Here is a 19,185-nt window from a genome sequence, read left to right on the forward strand (position 1 = left end):
GTTAAACTTTACGCGCAGCAGAAATTGAACGGCTCAATAAAATCACCGGAACTAATCCAACGAGTACAATCAGTAGTGCTCCCAGTGCTGATTCCTCTATCATTTCGTCAGAAGCGAATTGATAGAGGTAGGTCGCTAGCGTATCAAAATTGAAGGGACGTAAAATCAAGGTAGCGGGTAGCTCCTTCATGCAGTCGACGAAGACGATGAGTGCGCCAGTCAAGATACCGCCACGAATCAGGGGTAAATGCACCTTAAATAAGGTCTGCCAGGTGTTGTAGCCAAGTGATCGGGAAGCCATATCCATCGTCGGCGTTATTTTGCCAAGACTGGATTCTATCGACCCGTGTGCGACCGCAAGAAATCTGACGACATAGGCGAAGATAATGGCAGCGACTGTGCCGCTGAGCAGCAGGCCAGTGGAAATACCAAACTGTTCTCGCATGATGGCGTCGAGGCTGTTATCAAAGGCGGCAAAGGGGATAATCACACCGATGGCTAAGACAGCGCCCGGTAGCGCATAACCCAAGTTGGCAAAATGCACTGCCGCTGTTAGTCTTCGGCCAGGATTTAGCCGTTTGCTGTATGCCAGCAAAAGTCCAATTATGCAGGCTGTAGCGGCGGCGGAGAGTGATAGCAGAAAACTATTCGCCGCGATACCAAGAAATTGCTCGTTCCAATTATGGCTGAAATTTTCAATGCTATATAAACATAAAAGACTGAAGGGTATGGCAAAGCCAGCGAGGAATGGGAGCAAACAAATTGCTACAGCAGCCCCACTGCGCCAGCCTCTGAGCGGGTAACTTTCGGTGGTGTTGAAACGATCTGCGCTATTAAACTGCTTTTGTTTGGCGCGACCCATGCGTTCCAAAGTAATAAGTACGACGACAAAGATAAGCATCATGCTGGCGATTTGCGCGGCTCCGCCCAGGTTATTCATGTTCAGCCAAGTATCATAAATGCCAGCGCTCAGGCTTTTGACGGCAAAAAAATCCACTGTCCCAAAATCATTGATAGTTTCCATTGAGACAAGAGATAAGCCAACCGCGATAGCCGGTCGTGCCATCGGTAGTGAAACCCGAATAAAGCTTTGCCAGGCAGTACAACCTAGCGTACGGCTGGCAGCGTGGATATTTGCTGAGTGCTCTAAAAAAGCAGCCCGTGCGAGCATATAAACATAGGGATAAAGTACTAGCGCGAGCATTAAAATTGCACCAGCGGTGGTGCGAATATCAGGGAACCAGTAATCCTGATAGGATTGCCAACCAAAGGTGCTGCGGAGGGCGATCTGTACCGGCCCGGCATATTCCAGAATATTGGTATAGACATAGGCGATGACATAGGCGGGGATCGCAAAGGGAAGCAATAGCGCCCATTCGAAAAAACTGCGGCCGGGGAAACGGCACATGGTGACCAGCCAAGCGCTACTGACGCCAATCAGGGTGGATAGAGCGCCAACACCAAGCATCAGTATTAGGGTAGTCATAACATAGGTAGGTAATACAGTTGCCGCTAGGTGGCTCCAGATGTTTTCGCTGGGGAAAAGTGCCAAGTAAAATATTGAAACGACAGGCAATGCTACCAGTACAGCAATTATCCAGGCGCTGGTTAGCCAGCGACGATGCAAGCCATTGGCTTTCAACAGGATTGTTCCTGTTATTGGTGGTGCAGAAACAGTGCTCATTGGTCGGGGCTTACAAATCTCTCAAATATAAACGGCAGTCATTATGACTGCCGTTTTGTGCGGCTGCTTAACGGCTTTGGCAAGTCAAGCAGGGATTAGCTTCAATTGTCAAAGCCGACCTTGTCAACCAGTTTAGATGCCTTCGAACGATTTTCAGCAATGGTAGCAAGGCTGAGTTTGTCTGCTTTAAAGTCACCCATATATTGCTGGACTAAGGATGACTTTGGCGTACCAGGACGAACCGGAAATTCAAAATTTTCCTGTGCGTACATATATTGCGCCATCTGGCCGCTAAGAAATTCCAGTAATTTGATGGCGTTGGTTTTATTTTTTGCGTGTTTGGTCAGTGCTGCGCCGCTAATGTTCATATGGGCGCCGCGGTCCGCTTGGTTGGGGAATAACAGGTTGACCGATTTTGCCCATTCGATCTGCTCTGGATGTTCCGCATTGGTAATCATATTACCGAAATAATAGCTGTTACCCAGTGAAATATCGCAGATGCCTTCTTTAACAGCTTTTACCTGACCGCGATCATCCCCTTGGGGTTTCCTGGCTAGGTTGGCTTTAACGCCCTGTAACCACTTTTGTGCTTCTGCTTCTCCATGAATGGCGATCATGCTGCCGATCAGGGAGAGATTGTAGGAGTGTTTTCCGCTGCGGGTACAAATTTTACCCTTCCATTTGGGGTCGGCGAGATCTTCATAGCGGAGAATGTCACCAGTTTTTACCCGATCCTTGGCGGTATAGATAATACGTGAACGTGTTGTGAGGCCGAACCAATGGTTATTGGGGTCTCGATATTGGCTGGGGATATTCTTCTGCAAAGTGGCGCTGTCAACAGCTTGCGTGAGCCCACGTGTGACTATGTCGTGGAGTGGGCCAATGTCGGGTGTTAAAAACAAGTCTGCGGGAGTGTTGCGGCCTTCATGTTCAATACGCTCGATAAGACCGTTTTTGGCAAAAATTACATTCGTCTTAATGCCGGTTTCCTGAGTAAAGGCATCCAGCATGGGCTTAATTAAGAACGCCTGGCGGGCAGAGTATATATTGACTTCCTCCGCCGCCTGGGTGAAACCGGAAACTGCAAATAACAGCAAAGTGAATGTAAAAAAGCGATATAATCCTTTGGTGAACAACATAGGTCGAAACTCCTTGGGGCTAATATTTCGGTAAATAAGAATTATTCTTATTTATAAAATTATTAAAGTCAACGACCTAGATCAATTCATCCACCATTGAATTGGGTTTAGCTAGTGATTTTGTGTGGGTAGGTTGGCCTCGTGCCAATATGCTCATATAATTCCTGTCCCTCATCTCACAAATAATGGGAAATATTTTATGGCTACGGGTAAGTTTTTTGCCGACCTGTTTGGTCGTTCACCGGTAGAACCGTTACAGCGACATATTGCGACAGCTCATCAATGTGCAGTAGAGCTCACTACTTTTTTTCAGGCAGTTTTCCATGATGATTGGGAGCAGGCTGCTCGGGCTCAAGCCAAAATTGCTGAGCTTGAAAATGAAGCGGATGAGATTCAGAAATCAATCAGCTTACACTTGCCAAAAAGCTTATTTTTACCTGTGCCGCGTTCGGATTTGGTGGCGCTCTTGGCTAAGCAGGATCAAATTGCCAATCGTGCGAAGGATATTGCGGGCCTGATGCTGGGTCGGAAAATGTCTATCCCGGCACAGTTGCATGAACCCGTATTCGAATATTTAAAGCGCTCATTAGCGGCATCTGAGCAGGCGGTTAGCGCCATTAATGAGCTGGATGAATTGGTTGAAACGGCTTTTGGGGGGCGTGAAATCAGGCTGGTCGAGAAAATGATCACTGAGCTCAATGAGATTGAGCATGAGACCGATAAGATTGAAGTTACCATTCGGGCAAAGCTGTTCTCAATCGAGAAAAATTTGCCGCCAGTGGATGTCATGTTTCTATACAAAATCATCGAATGGATAGGTGATTTGGCAGACTGTGCGCAAAAGGTTGGAAGCCGTTTGCAGCTGCTGATTGCGCGTTAACAGACCTACTCCAATAATGATAAGAATATAGAAGAAAGCCTATGAGCATAATAATTGAGCACGCGAATACCTTTATTTTATTGGCCTGCGCATTTGGCCTTTTCATGGCTTGGGGTGTTGGGGCAAATGACGTGGCTAACGCCATGGGGACTTCTGTCGGCTCTAAAGCGATTACGATTAAACAGGCAATCTTTATCGCTATGGTGTTTGAATTTGCGGGGGCTTATTTGGCGGGAGGTGAAGTAACCTCGACGATCCGTAAAGGTATTATTGACACAGATTTGTTAATGGGGAGTCCAGAGTTATTGGTGTATGGCATGCTGTCGGCTTTGCTGGCTGCTGGATTCTGGTTGATGATTGCCAGCGTGCTAGGTTGGCCGGTTTCAACTACGCATTCAATTGTCGGCGCTATTGTTGGCTTTGCCATGGTGGGTATTTCGGTCGACGCCGTCAAATGGGATAAGGTGATGACCATCGTGGCGAGCTGGGTAGTCTCGCCAGTCATGGCGGGAACCATTTCCTATATGCTGTTTAAGAGTGTACAGAAGCTGGTGCTCAGTACGGAAAACCCCTACGAAAATGCGAAAAAATATATTCCTTATTACATTTTCTATGTGGGCGTCATGATTTGCATGGTCACCCTCACCAAAGGTTTAAAAAATATCGGGCTGCACTTCAGTTACATGGAGTGTTTGGGACTCGCGGTAGTAGGCGGTTTGGTCGTCATGGTCATTGGTAAGTTCCTGCTAAGTAGGGTGAAAGCTGAAGAACAAGTAACCCATACTTATGGTTACAAAAACGTGGATCGTTTTGCCAACGTGGAAAAAGTTTTTGCTGTTTTAATGGTGTTTACTGCCTGTAGTATGGCTTTTGCGCACGGCTCCAATGATGTGGCGAATGCGATAGGGCCAGTTGCAGCGATTGTCAGTATCGTCGCATCCGGCGGTGAGATCGCACAAAAATCTCCCATACCCTGGTGGATTTTGGTGATTGGCGGTGGTGGTATTGTGGTAGGTTTAGCCACCTATGGGTTTAAAGTAATTGCCACCATCGGTCGCAAGATAACCCATTTAACCCCTAGTCGTGGTTTCGCGGCGGAACTCGGTGCGGCCACCACGGTGGTCATCGCTTCTGGTACAGGCTTACCGGTCTCTACCACTCATACCCTAGTGGGCGCGGTGTTAGGGGTTGGCTTGGCGAGAGGCATGGCGGCTCTTAACCTGCGGATGATCCGTACTATTGTACTTTCGTGGATCGTTACTTTGCCAGCTGGAGCCGGACTTTCAATTATGTTCTTCTTTATGTTTAAGGGAATGTTTAGTTAACGGGCGCTTGTCGCCAGAGAATTATGGTGATTAGCCCATCCTTTCCTAGCTTATTTGCATCCCTGGATCAACTGGTCTCATTGCCTTCCGTTAGCTGTACTAATCCAGATTTTGATCAACCTAATTTGTCAGTGATCCAGTTGTTGGCGGACTGGCTGGAGAAATTAGGCTTTTGTGTAGAGATATTGCCGTTAGCCAATCAGCTTGGCAAGGCGAATCTTATTGCCACTTTGGGAGCCGGACCTGGCGGTCTGGTACTTGCCGGCCATACCGACACGGTGCCCTACGATGACAAACTTTGGCAACATAATCCGCTAGCACTAACCGAGCGTGATGGTCGCTTATACGGTCTCGGGACTAGCGACATGAAAGGCTTTTTCCCTATTGTCATTGAAGCGGCGAAAAAATATTTGGGAACTCCATTAAAGCAACCCCTGATCATTTTGGCGACCGCTGATGAAGAGAGTTCGATGTCAGGCGCTAAAGCTTTGGTGGAATTGGGCAAGCCATTAGCTCGCTATGCGGTGATTGGCGAGCCCACCGGCATGCGCCCGATACGCCTACACAAAGGTATGATGATGGAGGCGATACGGGTGCATGGTCAATCGGGCCACTCATCGAATCCCGCGCTAGGGCGTAACGCGCTTGCGGCTATGCACGATGTGCTGGGAGAAGTGTTGCAATTTCAACGGCAACTGGCGCAGGGTTATCAAAACAGCCACTTCGAAATTGCTTTTCCTACCTTGAATCTGGGCTGCATCCGTGGGGGCGATAACCCTAACCGCATCTGCGGCCACTGCGATCTTGAAATAGATATCCGTCCTATTCCTGGCATGGATTTAGATGTGTTGCGCGAAACGTTAAATAATCGAATTCAGCCTGTTGCGGCCAAGCATCAAGTCAGTATCAGTGTCGACCCGCTGTTTGACGGGATTCCAGCGCATGAAACGGCGGCAACATCAGACCTGGTACTAACTCTGGAAAAATTAACGGGATGCCGGGCGGGCAGCGTTAACTTTGCTACCGAAGCACCGTTTTTAAGTCAGCTCGGCATGGAGACGGTAGTGCTGGGGCCGGGCGATATTGAGCAGGCACATCAACCCGATGAGTACTTATCAATCGACCGTATTCAGCCTACAATTGACCTTTTGCAAAAGTTGATCAAAAACTATTGTCTTTAGCCTCAGACTTAAAAAGAAAAAGCGCAGATGAACAATAACACTAAATCCTACGTGGAGTGGTTCCGCAATTCGGCTCCTTACATTAATGCCAACCGCAACAAAACGGTTGTCTTGATGATGAGTGGTGAAGCGGCGGCGCACGCGCAGTTTAAAACCATTATTCATGATATCGCGTTGCTCAATAGTCTGGGGGTCAAGCTTGTCATTGTTCATGGCGCGCGCAGTCAAATTGATCAACGGCTTCAGGAAAGGGGTGTGGTTAGCCAGTTTCATCAGGGTCTGCGCGTTACTGACGAGCAAACCCTGGTTTGCGTCAAAGAAGCGGTAGGTGCGCTACGTTCAGAAATTGAAGCATTGCTGTCGATGGGTTTGGCTAATTCGCCAATGCATGGTGCGCGTTTGCGCGTTTGTAGTGGTAACTTCGTCATCGCCAAACCGGTAGGGATTCGTGACGGTGTCAATTTTGGCCATACCGGCGAAGTGCGGCGGGTAGATTGTATGGCAATAAAGCAACAGTTAGATCAAGGGGCGATAGTACTGTTGCCGCCTATAGGCTTCTCGCCGACGGGAGAAGTATTTGACCTGTCCGCCGAAGATTTAGCGACAGAAACCGCGATAGCGCTGGGTGCTGACAAGTTGATTCTGATGTGTGCCGATAAAGGCGCGTCGACGGATGGTAGTTTGATTCGTGAGCTGAACACTCAGGAGGCGGAACAACTACTGGTTGAGGCCACGCAGACGGATGAAATAAATAGGTATTTAACGGCGGCCTGCCATGCCTGTCACGCAGGCATTTCACGGGTCCACCTGGTGAGTTATCAGGAAGATGGCGCGCTGATCACCGAGCTTTATACCCGCGATGGTGCGGGCACGCTGGTGGCTGTTAAAAGTTATGAACAATTACGTCAGGCCAATATTAATGATGTTGGTGGCATTATCGAATTGATTCGTCCGTTGGAAAAGCAGGGTGTACTGGTGCGTCGGTCACGCGAATTGTTGGAAAAGGAAATAGATCGCTTTTGTGTCATTGAGCGCGATGGGGCTGTGATTGCCTGTGCAGCACTGTACCCTTTTGATCATGATAAAACCGGCGAGCTGGCTTGTTTTGTTGTGCATCCAGATTACCGCAATAAAAGTCGAGGTGACCAACTATTAGCGCACGTTTCAAAACAGGCCAAGACGCAAAAACTAAATCGACTGGTGGTGTTAACCACGCAGGCGGCGCATTGGTTTTTGGAAAGGGGGTTTGAGCAGTCTGAGGTGGCCTCTTTGCCCAAAGGCAAACAAATGCTGTACAACTGGCAGCGTAACTCCAGTGTCTTCGAGTTGTGTTTATAGGCTTGCTGTCTTTACCGGGTTTGATTGAAAAGCTGAGAGCAATTATTTTGACGTTTTATACCAAGGAACAAAAAGGGCGATGATTTGGTCATCGCCCTTCTGGTTTATAGAGCATAAGTTTATAAGGCATAGGGTTTCATTTGCTTTTCAATTTTATGGTCTAGCTCAAGCGTCATCTGTTCGAGTTGATAGGCGACTCGATGATTGAGCTGATTTACGAGCTGGTTATCAGCGACTGCTTGGCTGTTCGCAGATGCGCGATCATCCACAGAGCTAATTTCCTGCGCGGTCTGTACCGGTGCTACTGAACTTGCAAGCTTGTCCTCATAGACAATCTTGCCAAACGCTAAGCCTGCTGAGGCACCTAATGCGATCAGTATGGCCGTTAACTTTTTCATGCTAGGATCTCCTTAATTTACATCGTGATTTTTGAGTAAAGTAACAAAAAGCTTGTTAGCGAGCCGTTTGTTACTTTTATTGTTACTTAATGTAACATTCGTGTAACTATTACACATTTTGGTTAAAAAACAACTATACTTCCATGTCTTTTTAGACTTTTATGGAATAATAAATGCTGGTTTTTTCTATATTGGATATAAAATGATGTCTAAACCTGCTAAATGGATTGAAGAATACAAAGATGTTCTCGTCGGTAGGCCCAAACAGTTTCGCTGTGAATTAGTGGAATTTACCGAAACCGCAGCGGTAGTTATTTATCAACTGCAAAATAAGGTCGTACTCGAAGAAACCTGTATGCCAGCGGGGACCATCAGCTTTGGCTATTTTTGGCAGGAACGGAATTATAATATCTACCATTTTCTCTCCACAGCCGGGCAGACATTAGGCTTTTATTTTAATATCAGCGATTCTACGCAAATTGATGAAACGCGCATTTATTGGCGTGATCTAGTAGTGGATATTTTTATCACCCCTGATGGAATTTGTCGGGTGCTGGATGAGGATGAAGTTCCCGAAGATATTTCCACTCAACTGAGTGTACTTATTGATCAAACCAGAGATCATATTCTAGAGCAATCTATACAAATAATAGATGAAGTAGATCAGACGAGCCGGGTTTTTTTGGCGGCTAGATTCAAATAGACTCGATCTGCCCAGATCCGGTAAAACAGCTAAACCGGCTGCTTAAAAGGCAAGACAAGGGGTCGCCTAAATGCTATTTTCACGCAGTATCGCGCTCGGCTGGTAGCATTTAGAAAAATATATCCCCACGCCTTCTATATTAATAGCCAGTCGATTATATAGCTTAAAGGTAGCCGCCGCCGCTAATTGCGGCATTTGGCAAGGACGTGCGCGGGGGTGTCGGTGTCTTCTATAATTAGCAACAACAGGGATTGGGATAGACCTTACTTCGCGCCGAAAAAGCGCAAGACCTCATTCCTTTAGGTGTATCAATCCATCTACCATTCTGAGGCCTGAATCATGCCAAATAGCATTCTACTGGGTACGCGCAAAGGTACTGTTATTCTTGAGCGCAAAAATTCGCAATGGCAACCACAGCCGATTAGGCACGAAGGTATTCCTGTCTGTTACGCAGCGCGTGACCCGCGTGACGGCACATTATGGGCGTCGTTGGATCATGGCCATTGGGGGCCGAAGCTATCCCGTTCGCGTGACGCGGGCGTAACTTGGCAGGATGTATTGTCTGTCAAGTATCCGGACGGCGCACGCCATATCGTTCAATACCTACCGACACCGGATTTCGATCCGGAAGCACCGCAGGGTCAGCCCGAGTACAAGGATGCCACCGTGTATAAGATCTGGAATATTACCTTCGGTAGTTCCGGCCAGCCCGGTCGGCTGTATGCAGGCACCATCCCGGGTGGGTTATTTGTCAGCGATGACGGTGGCGATTCCTGGGAACTCAACCGGTCTCTTTGGAACCATGAAAGTCGTGGCGGCGATCTGTTCGCCGGCGAGGCTACCAGCAGGAATCAATGGGGCGGAACACCGGCGAGCATCGATTACGGTGTGTTCGAACCGGGAATTCACTCCATCGTTATCGATCCGCGCAACCCGGATCATCTTTATATCGCGGCCTCGTCTGCGGGCGTGCTCGAAACCACTGATGGCGGGAAGACCTGGGCGGGCCGTAACAGAGGTATGCTGATGGACTACCTACCGGATCCACAAGCCGAATGGGGCCATGATCCTCACTTTGTCACTGCCTGTCCTGGACAACCGGATCACCTGTGGCAGCAAAACCACTGTGGCGTCTTTTACAGTGCAGACGGTGCACAATCCTGGAAAAAAGTCAGCGTACCGGAAGCGGGCGTACACTTTGGCTTCCCGATTGCGGCAGACGCGCAAGACGGGCGCACTGCCTGGGTGTTACCCGCGCGGGCAGATTCGGAGCGCATGACCATTGACGGCGGTTTATTTGTGGCACGAACCATAGATGGCGGCCAGTCCTGGCAATCATTTCGTAGCGGCCTGCCGCAGAATAATGCCTATGATATCGTTTATCGGCACGGTTTGGATGCGGCGGACGATTGCGTTTGTTTCGGTAGTACGACGGGCAATCTTTACTTGTCAGAAGATCGTGGCGAAACCTGGCAATGTCTGGGTAACAATTTTCCACCGATCTATTCGGTACGATTCAGTTAAAGGCTTATGGTCACTGAGGCTATGGTTACTGTTGCAATGACATCGCATCTTTACCGGTTCTTCCCGGAACTTCAGAGCCGCGAAATCACTGTGCCAGCGGGCTCGGTTGCCGATGTATTGTGTGCCGTTAATGATATCGCTCCCGGATTTACGGACTACGTCCTTGACGAGCGTGGCGCGCTGCGTCGGCATGTCCTTGTCGCCGTCAATAAAACGATATTGGTTGATAGAAAGACGCTCACGGACCGAGTCCCTGAAGATGGGGTGGTATACGTTTTTCAGGCGCTGACCGGGGGCTAGGCGCAGCAATGCGTAAATTGATTCATATGACCTTTGGCGTACTGAAGGATTAAAACAAAGACTAAAGGGGCGACCTCTTAATGCTGAAAGGGGGGGTATAAAGGGGAATTATTCGAAATGATTGAGCGTGGATTCCAAGTTACGGATTCACTCTAAAACATTACCAATGCAGGCAAGGGGCGCTGTTGTTGCAAGCGTGATGTCAATGAAGAAATATACGGATACTTGAATTTATGAATGATGAAAGCTGCCCTGCCAGTGGCCGATGTATATGTGGTGAAGTCCATTACACTTTAAACTGTAAACCCTTATTTGTGCATTGCTGCCATTGCTCATGGTGTCAACGCGAAACTGGCTCAGCTTTTGCTGTTAATGCGCTAATTGAAAGCGAACAATTAAGCGTCAGGAAGGGTGTTGTAAAAAAGATTAAAACTCCTTCAAATAGTGGTGTTGGACAAGTAATTATACGTTGCCCTAAGTGTGAAGTAGCGTTGTGGAGCTATTATGGCGCGGCTAAAGAAAAAGTGGCATTTGTGCGCGTTGGCACGTTAGATAATCCGAATTTATGTCCTCCAGATATTCACATTTATACTTCAACCAAGCAATCTTGGCTAGAGCTGGGCGATACCGTTGCGAAAGTAGAAGAGTTCTATCGAAGGAGTGAATTTTGGCCTGAGACCAGTGTCAGGAGATATAATATTGCAACTCAGGCCTAACAATACATTGTGCTGAATCCGTAAGTTGTTGCGGTTTTTGCACCACCAGTGAGTGCGGCATTAAGCCGATAAAAGAGAGTGGGGTTAGAGACCATATATGATGTGTTTCCCTGGTGTGAATGGTGAGATTAGGACTAAAGTAAATGATTGATGTTTTGGCTACTTTTATAATATTTTTTGCTGTTATAGACCCAATAGGCACTATACCTGTATTCATCGCAGTAACTGATCAATTTGATCAAAAAACAAAGCGACGTATTGCATTACTGGCAACAATTTTCTCTGCTTGCATATTGATATTTTTCGTAGTGGTCGGTGAACTGATATTAAAGGCCTTATCAATTCCGCTTTCCGCATTTCAAATCTCTGGTGGAATTGTTCTGTTTCTTTTTGCGCTGAATATGATCTTTGGTGATAGTAAACCAGAGGCAGAGATAAAACTTTTGAAAAAAGATCATCGTGAAACAGCCATTTTTCCGCTTGCCGTTCCTTCAATAGCAAGTCCGGGGGCAATGTTAGCTGCGGTGCTTCTTACGGAAAACACATTATTTAGTCTATGGGAGCAAACGCAAACAGTACTGGTTATGCTTTCCGTCATAGTGTTGGTTTACATCTTGATGCTGCTGGCTGGCTGGATTAATAAAATAATCGGAAGCAGTGGTGCAAGCGTTGTTAGCCGGATAATGGGGTTTATTTTATCCGCTGTGGCCACGACCAATATCCTGGCAGGACTGGGAGAGTATTATAAAATTTTTCATGTATAAAAACATACAAGTGATTATGTGACCAAGTTAAGTTTGTAGATTATTTTTATGATTCTATTATTCGAAAAAAACTGATGCGGTACGGAGAAATGAGTTCGAGAGTGCAATAAAGGATTTAGGGTGGCGTCATGAAGACTCAAAGCAAATGGAAGTGAGTGAGCAGACAAATGTTAATAGCCGCTACAAACAATAATTGCAGGGATAAATCTGATTTAATTCGGGTTTTTCTTTAGTTTCTCTAGGTAAGTCAAGTCAATATAGGAAGAGTTAATAAATGGAGATAGTACAAAAAAGAAGTCCAACAAGCATACCTTCACGTTTAAGGAAGACCATTTTAATGCCATACAACGTCATGCTAATGTGTCAGTAGGAATCAAAGGTTGAGAAAAGTTCTAATATTTGAGAATTCAGGTTCAGGCAAGACAACCATTGCCAAGTCACTTTGCAACTTAGCAGGGTTGTCGCATTTGGAGTTCGATACGCTTGCCTGGGAAGCCACTATTCCGCCAGAAAGAAGGCCGATCATTGAGTCGGATAGGGAGATATGGAGCTTTATTAAAGCCAGTACTCAAGCGATAAAAGGTATGCAGCTTCTTTTGAGCTGACTCCTAAGTGCCGCCACAGCCAGCGCTTAATCCAACAGTTTTCCGGGATTCATCACATTGTTAGGGTCGAACACCTGTTTTAACGCTCGCATATAGCTAATTTCGGTTTCGCTGCGGCTGTAATGCAGGTAGGGTTTCTTTAGTAGTCCTACGCCATGTTCGGCGGAAATGCTGCCGCCCAATTTAGCCACTTGATCGAACACCTGTTGATTGACATCAGCGCACTTCTTGAAGAACTCCTGCTTATCCAGTTGCTCTGGTTTAAGTATATTCAGGTGCAAATTGCCGTCGCCGATATGGCCGTACCAGACGATTTCAAATTCGGGGTATTCCTTGGAAACTACTGCGTTAACGCTGTGCAGAAATTCGGGTACTTGAGAGACAGTGACAGATAGATCATTTTTATAGGGGGTGAACTCGGCGAGAGTTTCGGAAATATCCTCACGCAAGCGCCATAGGTTGGTGGCTTGGGTTTCGTTCTGGCTCATAACGCCATCCAGCACCCAGCCCTCCTCCACACAATGCTCAAATAGTGCCATCGCCTGTTCGGCGGTTTCTTCCGAAATCAGTTCGAATTCCAACAGTGCGTAATAGGGTGCTGCCGTTGCAAAAGGTTTGGCAACTTCGCCGCGTGCGCTGACATAATGCAGGGCTTTGTCGGAGAAAAATTCAAAAGCAGTGAGGTCTATTTTTTCCTGGAAACTACGCGATACGTTCATGAGCGCATCGAACTCGGGCACGCCTAACACTAACACGGCTAAATGTTTTGGTGGGCGCATTAGGCGAATGGTCGCTTCGGTGATAAATCCCAGCGTCCCTTCTGAACCAATAAAGAGGTGACGCAGATCATAACCCGTCGCGTTTTTTACCAAGCCGTTATTCAGTTCGAGGATATCGCCCTTGCCGGTTACTACCTTTAGACCCGCGACCCAATCTCGTGTAAGCCCATAACGAATGACTTTGATGCCACCCGCGTTGGTGGCGATATTGCCACCGATTTGGCTTGATCCGGAAGAGGCAAAGTCGACCGGATAGAATAAGCCCTGTTGTGCGGCGAACTCTTGTAACTGCTCGGTAATTACTCCGGCTTGGCAGACGACGCTGCGATCCACGGCATTGAATTCACCGATGTGATTCATCTTGTCAAAGGACACGACCACTTCCTGATTCGTCGACATAGCGCCACCACTGAGCCCGGTGCGACCGCCCGATGGCACTAGGCCGAAGCCCTGCTCATTGGCTATTTTAACCAGTGATTGCACTTGATCTGTGTCACGTGGAAAAACAATAGCCAGTGGATTCGGTTGGTAAACCCGTGTCCAATCTTTGCCATAGTTCGAGAGCGTATCACTATCAGTGGCGATGTCTTTAGGCACTAGTATTTTTGTTAGTGCTGCCAGTATGGTTGCTTGGGGTGCAGAATCAGGCGTACTCATGTTGTCGTTATAGGCTCTCGGAGTGAAATATTTCGATCAGTTTAAAGGCGGATTATGTTAACATAGCGCGCCTTCAAATTAGAGGTTATCGCGAAACTATTCTCATGTCCGACATCAGCTTATCCTTAACAAAACAGAAGATTAAAATACTCCTTTTGGAGGGTATTCACCAACGCGCCATCGAGACTTTTAACCTTGCCGGTTATAGCCAGGTTGAAAACCTCAAGACGTCATTAAACGAAGATGATTTAATCAATAAAATCAAAGATGTACATTTTGTCGGTATTCGTTCACGTACTCAGCTAACTGCCAAAGTTTTTGCGGCGGCGGAGAAGCTTGTGGGCGTAGGTTGCTTTTGTATCGGCACCAACCAGGTCGATCTCAAGGCGGCCACTGAACATGGTGTGGCGGTGTTTAACGCGCCTTTTTCGAACACGCGTAGCGTCGCTGAGTTAGTGTTAGCAGAAGCGATATTATTGATGCGCGGTATTCCTGAAAAAAGTGCAAAGGCGCACCGCGGCGAATGGCAGAAAACGGCTAAGGATTCTTATGAAATTCGTGGAAAAACGCTCGGTATTGTGGGTTACGGTAATATTGGCGCGCAGTTGAGCGTAATGGCGGAATCGTTGGGTATGCAGGTTAAGTTTTATGACATCGTTACTAAATTGCCCTTGGGTAACGCTGTGCAAGCGCCCAGTCTGGATGCGCTGTTGGCAGAGTCTGATATAGTCAGTCTGCATGTGCCGGAAACACCGGCAACAAAATATATGATCGGCGCCGCGCAGTTGAAAAAAATGAAGTCGCAAAGTGTTCTGATCAATGCTTCGCGGGGAACAGTGGTCGATATTGATGCCCTGGTAGAAAGCCTAAAAGCGAAAGCTATACTGGGTGCGGCGCTGGATGTGTTTCCGGTCGAGCCGAAATCTAATGAGGAGGATTTTGTTTCTCCGCTGCGTGAATTTGATAACGTCATTTTATCTCCTCATATTGGTGGCAGCACGATCGAAGCACAAGAAAATATCGGCGTGGAGGTGGCGCAAAAACTGGTTAAATATAGTGATAACGGCACTAGCCTTTCCAGTGTTAATTTTCCAGAGGTTGCATTACCCGCCCACCCTGACGAGCATCGGTTGTTAAATGTGCACCGTAACGTGCCGGGAATACTGTCACAAATTAACAGCGTATTCTCGGATAATGGCATCAATATCAGCGGCCAATACCTGCAAACTAATGCCACGCTGGGTTATGTAGTAATGGACATTCATGCCGATCATAGCGAAAAAGCGCTACAAGCATTGAGAGAAATTGAAGGATCTATTCGCACGCGAGTCCTGTTCTAACGAACTAGATGATGTCGAGCAAAGCGTCCTCTAACTGAGAGAAGCGAAATTGAAACCCCTGATCAAGTGCATGTCTGGGGAGTACCCGCTGACCCGTCAACAGCAAGCCGGCCATTTCCCCCAAGGCTAGACGCAATACTGTGGCAGGGACAGGTAAAAAGGCAGGTCGATGAAGGCAATTGGCTAGTATTCGGGTAAATTCATTGTTGGTCACGGGCGTTGGCGCAACACCGTTGTAGATTCCCTGTGTTTTATGATTGCGAAGTAGCCATAACATCAGTTCAGTGAGGTCGTCGAGATGCACCCAGGACATCCATTGCCGACCATTTCCGATAGGGCCACCTAATCCCAGTTTAAAAGGAAATAGCAGACGCTGCAGAAAACCGCCATCGGCACCGACCACCAAACCAATACGGACAATACAAACGCGTACACCATGTTGTTCAGCCTGTTGCGCAAGAGCTTCCCAGCTTGCGCAGAGCCGATGACCGAAGTCAGGATTCGGTAGGGTCGATTCATCAACCTCCGCATCGCCCTGATCGCCATAAAAGCCCACGGCAGAGGCGTTGATCAGGCATCCGGGCTTGTGCTCTGTTCGAGCAATAAAGTCCAGTAAAGCCTGGGTGGTGTCCAGACGGCTATTGAGTAGAATTTCTTTACGTTTTGGTGACCAGCGCTGAGTAGCGATGGCTTCTCCCGCCAAATTGATGATGGCATCAAACTGGTCATTATTGGCTAGTTCGTCCAAAGAGCTGATGGCAGCTATTGCCTCGGCAGGATGACTGGCAAACTGTTCCGGCTTGCGTGTCAGCATAATCAGTTGATGTTTATCCGCCAGTAACTTGTGCTGGAGCTCAGTGCCGATAAATCCTGTGCCGCCAGTGAAAAGAATTCGCACATAAACCTCTCATTTCATCGTACTGATGAAGGGGATAGGAGTAAAAAAATCCTGTATTATAAGTGAGACGTTAAGGATTAATTATGCGCCCATCACTTATTCTTGTCTTTATACTGCTTAGCGCGCCTGCGGTGCAAGCACAGATGTACCGTTGGGTTGATGTTGAGGGTAAAGTCCATTTCAGCGATAAAAAGCCTAAAGACGCTAAAGCAGAAGATATTTCGGATTCAATAAAACCGACTAATACCGATTTTGGTGGCGGTGATGTAAAGCAGCAATTACAACACTATGAGCGTAATAAGGCGGCTAAACGCACCGAGAAAAAACAGAGCGAAGAGTATTCTTCCGCTGCTAAGAGGCAACGTAATGAACAATGCCAAACGGCACGAAAACATCTAAAGGTTATTCAGGGCCGCGTCATCTTCTACGATAAAAATAATAATGAAATTAAAGTTAGCGAGGCTGAAAGAGCACAGAAAGCGCAGGAGTTAGAGGCGCAAATCAAGAAATACTGTGAGTAGCTAGCTTTGCTAAAGCCCGATTCATTAATTTTTTCGCAATAACCTTCTAAGAGCTATATGTCTTCCCAGCCTACCAAAACCATGCAAGTGATTGAAATACGCGAACCGGGCGCTGCCGAGGTATTGCAGCTCGGAACGAGAGCTGTTCCTGAGCTAGATCAGCAGGAAGTCTTGATTAAAGTGCATGCTTCCGGAGTGAACAGGCCGGATGTGGTGCAACGAATGGGACATTACCCGCCACCGCCAGGCGCTAGCGATATACCGGGCTTGGAAGTAGCAGGTGAGGTGGTGGCGCTTGGCCCGAAGGTCGAGCGTTATCGTATTGGCGACCGGGTTTGTGCATTGGTGACGGGTGGTGGTTATGCGGAGTACGTGAATGCACACGAACGGCTGACATTACCAGTGCCAAAAGGTTTTAGTTTTAACGAAGCGGCCGGATTGCCGGAAACTTTTTTTACGGTTTGGCACAATCTGTTTCAGCGCGCTGGTTTAAAACCCGGAGAAACCTGTTTGATTCACGGCGGCAGCAGCGGCATTGGCACAGCTGCAATTCAAATAGCGAGCAGGATGGGTGCCAAAGTATACACGACAGCAGGTAGTGCGGAGAAGTGCGCTACCTGTATACAGCTTGGCGCAACACTTGCTATCAACTATCGTGAGCAGGATTTTGTCGCAGCATTAAAAGCCCAAGATTTAAAAATGGACGTGATTCTGGATATGGTCGGTGGTGATTATATCCAACGTAATATGAAGGCGGCAGCACTGGAAGGAAGAATCGTCTCCATAGCGTTTCTCTCAGGTGCCAAGGCGGAGGTTAACTTTAATCCCTTGTTATTGAAGCGCTTAACGCTAATGGGTTCAACGCTGAGATCGCAATCTGTAGTCATTAAGGCGAGTATCGCGCAAGAACTGGAATCACGTATTTGGCCTCTGCTTGAAACCGCCCAAATCAAGCCAGTGATTGATTCAGTGTACCCATTATTGGCAGCGCCTGAGGCGCATCAACGTATGGAATCCGGCGCTCACATTGGCAAAATTATTCTTTCGGTTTAGTGGTTTTTCGCCCCGCTGAATCTGGAATGAGCTGACACGCGGGATAAAAGCTGTAGAGAAAAAGTGTAAATGCCAGCGCCCAGGAAATCGCCGACAACCAGAGTAAATATTCACTATAGGCTTGTGCTGAATAGGCTGCTAACCTAAACGCTAAAGCAATGAACAGCGCACTTTGAATTCCCCATAATACAGCCTGATTGACCTGATCTTGAGTGCCCCGTATTCCGCTTACTCTAATCAGCATAGTTAAGGTGATAACGCCAATACCGCCCAGGGTAATGGCATGTAGTGCATCCTGCGAGCTGAGCACAATGTCGAGTCTGGCGCAGGCCAGTAAAGCGAACCCTGCCGCTAGCCAAAAATAGCCTAAGTGCAGTGGCCATAAAGTAAGTGCGTGGCGAATCTCCAAGCTGCGCCAAAGTGATAGTCGCAATAACAGAACCACAGATAATGCCAGCGCAGGAATTGCTTGCCAAAATGGTGCGATGGGCAGCAGCTCAAATAACATCAGCAGAAGAGCGAGTGCCATACAGATGGTTTCGTAAGTAGGTTGAAAAGGAATTCTGACATCCTTGCCCTGCTCGCGCAATGCACCAATGGTGGCCGGAGGAATCAGGCGACCACCCATAATGATGATAAATAGAGTGACCAGGTAAATCAGGATATAGATCATTTGATAGGCGGCAACGAAATTTTGAATATAAATAAGTGCATAAAAAATAGTTGCCAAGGAGCCGAGACACCAAAAAATAATACTAAACATTTGGTTGCGAAGGCGTTTTGCCGCCTTAAATTTGGTACTGACTAGCCAGCTCAGCGCCAGTGGAAAAGCTGCTGCGACTAGCGCTACCATCGCCGCTGGCAGCCCTGCATCCATGAGCCAGATCAAACGCCCCATTAGCCAAAGCAGCAAGAGGCCAAATAATCTGGCTGGAGAAATCTGGGTGACCAGATAGCCTGCAATGACGAGTAGGACATAGCCAAAAATCATCTCTTGAGCGTGCCAAAGTCCGAGAGTCAATAATCTCGGTGGCTCCAATAAACCATAACGAAAGAAAAGTAGGAGCAAAGGAGAAATGATGGCCTGCAGAGCAGCGGCTGCGAAGAAAATACGATAGGCGTTACCTTTGCCGCTCAGTGGCTTGGGCTGTTTCATAGCGATGCTGTGAAAGAAGATAATTGGCGGCAATTTGTAGTGCTAATAATCAGGGTGTCCTTCCAGCTATCGATAATCATACGCGATTATAGTGTGTTGAGCTGAGATGGTGCCAATTATCTCGTGTGAAATTCTTGTGAAGTTAAGGGGTTTGGCGAATATGGGTGTACTTGCATAAGCTGAACAACTTTGCTACAAAAGCGCTTTGCAGTTGCTGATGTTAA

19 protein-coding genes are annotated in these 19,185 nt (G+C 47.4%); 13 read left to right on the forward strand and 6 right to left on the reverse strand.

Going from position 1 to position 19,185, the window contains the following annotated elements; genetic code table 11:
* Position 1: 1 nt before the first annotated feature.
* The gene (locus tag H6995_00565) at positions 2 to 1,684 is read right to left on the reverse strand and encodes an iron ABC transporter permease (GenBank protein ID MCP5213488.1); all 1,683 of its coding nucleotides are present in this window, start codon (positions 1,682 to 1,684) and stop codon (positions 2 to 4) included.
* A gap of 101 nt (positions 1,685 to 1,785) precedes the next feature.
* The gene (locus tag H6995_00570; protein MCP5213489.1) at positions 1,786 to 2,823 is read right to left on the reverse strand and encodes a Fe(3+) ABC transporter substrate-binding protein; all 1,038 of its coding nucleotides are present in this window, start codon (positions 2,821 to 2,823) and stop codon (positions 1,786 to 1,788) included.
* A 199-nt stretch (positions 2,824 to 3,022) separates the two neighbouring features.
* Between H6995_00570 and H6995_00575 the strand changes: the two genes are divergently transcribed.
* Genes H6995_00575 through argA form a run of 4 tightly spaced genes read left to right on the forward strand, consistent with a single transcriptional unit; the run spans position 3,023 to position 7,547 of the window.
* The gene (locus H6995_00575) at positions 3,023 to 3,703 is read left to right on the forward strand and encodes a TIGR00153 family protein (GenBank protein MCP5213490.1); all 681 of its coding nucleotides are present in this window, start codon (positions 3,023 to 3,025) and stop codon (positions 3,701 to 3,703) included.
* Between the two features lie 41 nt (positions 3,704 to 3,744).
* The gene (locus H6995_00580) at positions 3,745 to 5,028 is read left to right on the forward strand and encodes an inorganic phosphate transporter (protein MCP5213491.1); all 1,284 of its coding nucleotides are present in this window, start codon (positions 3,745 to 3,747) and stop codon (positions 5,026 to 5,028) included.
* Positions 5,029 to 5,051: 23 nt separating this feature from the next.
* The gene (argE, locus tag H6995_00585; protein ID MCP5213492.1) at positions 5,052 to 6,209 is read left to right on the forward strand and encodes an acetylornithine deacetylase; all 1,158 of its coding nucleotides are present in this window, start codon (positions 5,052 to 5,054) and stop codon (positions 6,207 to 6,209) included.
* A 27-nt stretch (positions 6,210 to 6,236) separates the two neighbouring features.
* A complete protein-coding gene (argA, locus tag H6995_00590; GenBank protein MCP5213493.1) occupies positions 6,237 to 7,547 on the forward strand; it encodes an amino-acid N-acetyltransferase in 1,311 nt (436 codons plus the stop codon).
* A 119-nt stretch (positions 7,548 to 7,666) separates the two neighbouring features.
* On the opposite strand, the gene H6995_00595 is transcribed toward argA, so the two are convergent.
* Positions 7,667 to 7,945, reverse strand: coding sequence for a hypothetical protein (locus tag H6995_00595; protein ID MCP5213494.1), 279 nt, complete (start codon positions 7,943 to 7,945; stop codon positions 7,667 to 7,669).
* Between the two features lie 202 nt (positions 7,946 to 8,147).
* Between H6995_00595 and H6995_00600 the strand changes: the two genes are divergently transcribed.
* The 6 genes from H6995_00600 (at position 8,148) to H6995_00625 (ending at position 12,557) form a co-directional block, all read left to right on the forward strand.
* A complete protein-coding gene (locus H6995_00600; protein MCP5213495.1) occupies positions 8,148 to 8,648 on the forward strand; it encodes a DUF402 domain-containing protein in 501 nt (166 codons plus the stop codon).
* Between the two features lie 339 nt (positions 8,649 to 8,987).
* On the forward strand, positions 8,988 to 10,172 hold the full coding sequence (locus tag H6995_00605) for a hypothetical protein (protein MCP5213496.1): 1,185 nt from the start codon (positions 8,988 to 8,990) through the stop codon (positions 10,170 to 10,172).
* 36 nt (positions 10,173 to 10,208) lie between these two features.
* Positions 10,209 to 10,472, forward strand: a complete 264-nt coding sequence (locus H6995_00610; GenBank protein ID MCP5213497.1) for a MoaD/ThiS family protein — start codon at positions 10,209 to 10,211, stop codon at positions 10,470 to 10,472.
* Positions 10,473 to 10,705: 233 nt separating this feature from the next.
* The gene (locus H6995_00615; GenBank protein ID MCP5213498.1) at positions 10,706 to 11,188 is read left to right on the forward strand and encodes a GFA family protein; all 483 of its coding nucleotides are present in this window, start codon (positions 10,706 to 10,708) and stop codon (positions 11,186 to 11,188) included.
* Positions 11,189 to 11,331: 143 nt separating this feature from the next.
* Positions 11,332 to 11,952, forward strand: coding sequence for a MarC family protein (locus tag H6995_00620; GenBank protein ID MCP5213499.1), 621 nt, complete (start codon positions 11,332 to 11,334; stop codon positions 11,950 to 11,952).
* Between the two features lie 380 nt (positions 11,953 to 12,332).
* Positions 12,333 to 12,557 (forward strand): hypothetical protein, encoded by a 225-nt coding sequence (locus tag H6995_00625; GenBank protein MCP5213500.1) that lies wholly within the window; start codon positions 12,333 to 12,335, stop codon positions 12,555 to 12,557.
* A gap of 26 nt (positions 12,558 to 12,583) precedes the next feature.
* On the opposite strand, the gene H6995_00630 is transcribed toward H6995_00625, so the two are convergent.
* On the reverse strand, positions 12,584 to 13,993 hold the full coding sequence (locus H6995_00630) for an FAD-binding oxidoreductase (GenBank protein MCP5213501.1): 1,410 nt from the start codon (positions 13,991 to 13,993) through the stop codon (positions 12,584 to 12,586).
* A 104-nt stretch (positions 13,994 to 14,097) separates the two neighbouring features.
* Here H6995_00630 and serA point away from each other — a divergent pair, with 104 nt between their 5' ends.
* Complete coding sequence (gene serA / locus H6995_00635) at positions 14,098 to 15,333, forward strand: phosphoglycerate dehydrogenase (protein ID MCP5213502.1); 1,236 nt, start codon at positions 14,098 to 14,100, stop codon at positions 15,331 to 15,333.
* A gap of 4 nt (positions 15,334 to 15,337) precedes the next feature.
* Here the strand turns inward: serA and H6995_00640 are convergent, their stop codons facing one another.
* Positions 15,338 to 16,231: a TIGR01777 family protein gene (locus tag H6995_00640; GenBank protein MCP5213503.1), complete on the reverse strand. Its 894-nt coding sequence runs from the start codon at positions 16,229 to 16,231 to the stop codon at positions 15,338 to 15,340.
* An 83-nt stretch (positions 16,232 to 16,314) separates the two neighbouring features.
* Between H6995_00640 and H6995_00645 the strand changes: the two genes are divergently transcribed.
* Together H6995_00645 and H6995_00650 are read left to right on the forward strand one after the other, a co-directional pair.
* Positions 16,315 to 16,752, forward strand: coding sequence for a DUF4124 domain-containing protein (locus tag H6995_00645; protein ID MCP5213504.1), 438 nt, complete (start codon positions 16,315 to 16,317; stop codon positions 16,750 to 16,752).
* Positions 16,753 to 16,809: 57 nt separating this feature from the next.
* Positions 16,810 to 17,805, forward strand: coding sequence for an NAD(P)H-quinone oxidoreductase (locus H6995_00650; protein ID MCP5213505.1), 996 nt, complete (start codon positions 16,810 to 16,812; stop codon positions 17,803 to 17,805).
* Here H6995_00650 and H6995_00655 read toward each other — a convergent pair.
* On the reverse strand, positions 17,789 to 18,961 hold the full coding sequence (locus H6995_00655) for an NnrS family protein (protein ID MCP5213506.1): 1,173 nt from the start codon (positions 18,959 to 18,961) through the stop codon (positions 17,789 to 17,791). The two genes, H6995_00650 and H6995_00655, sit on opposite strands and share 17 nt — an antisense overlap.
* Between the last annotated feature and the right edge of the window lie 224 nt (positions 18,962 to 19,185).

The sequence above is a fragment of the Pseudomonadales bacterium genome (assembly GCA_024234615.1).
Classification (GTDB): domain Bacteria; phylum Pseudomonadota; class Gammaproteobacteria; order Pseudomonadales; family IMCC2047; genus JAJFKB01.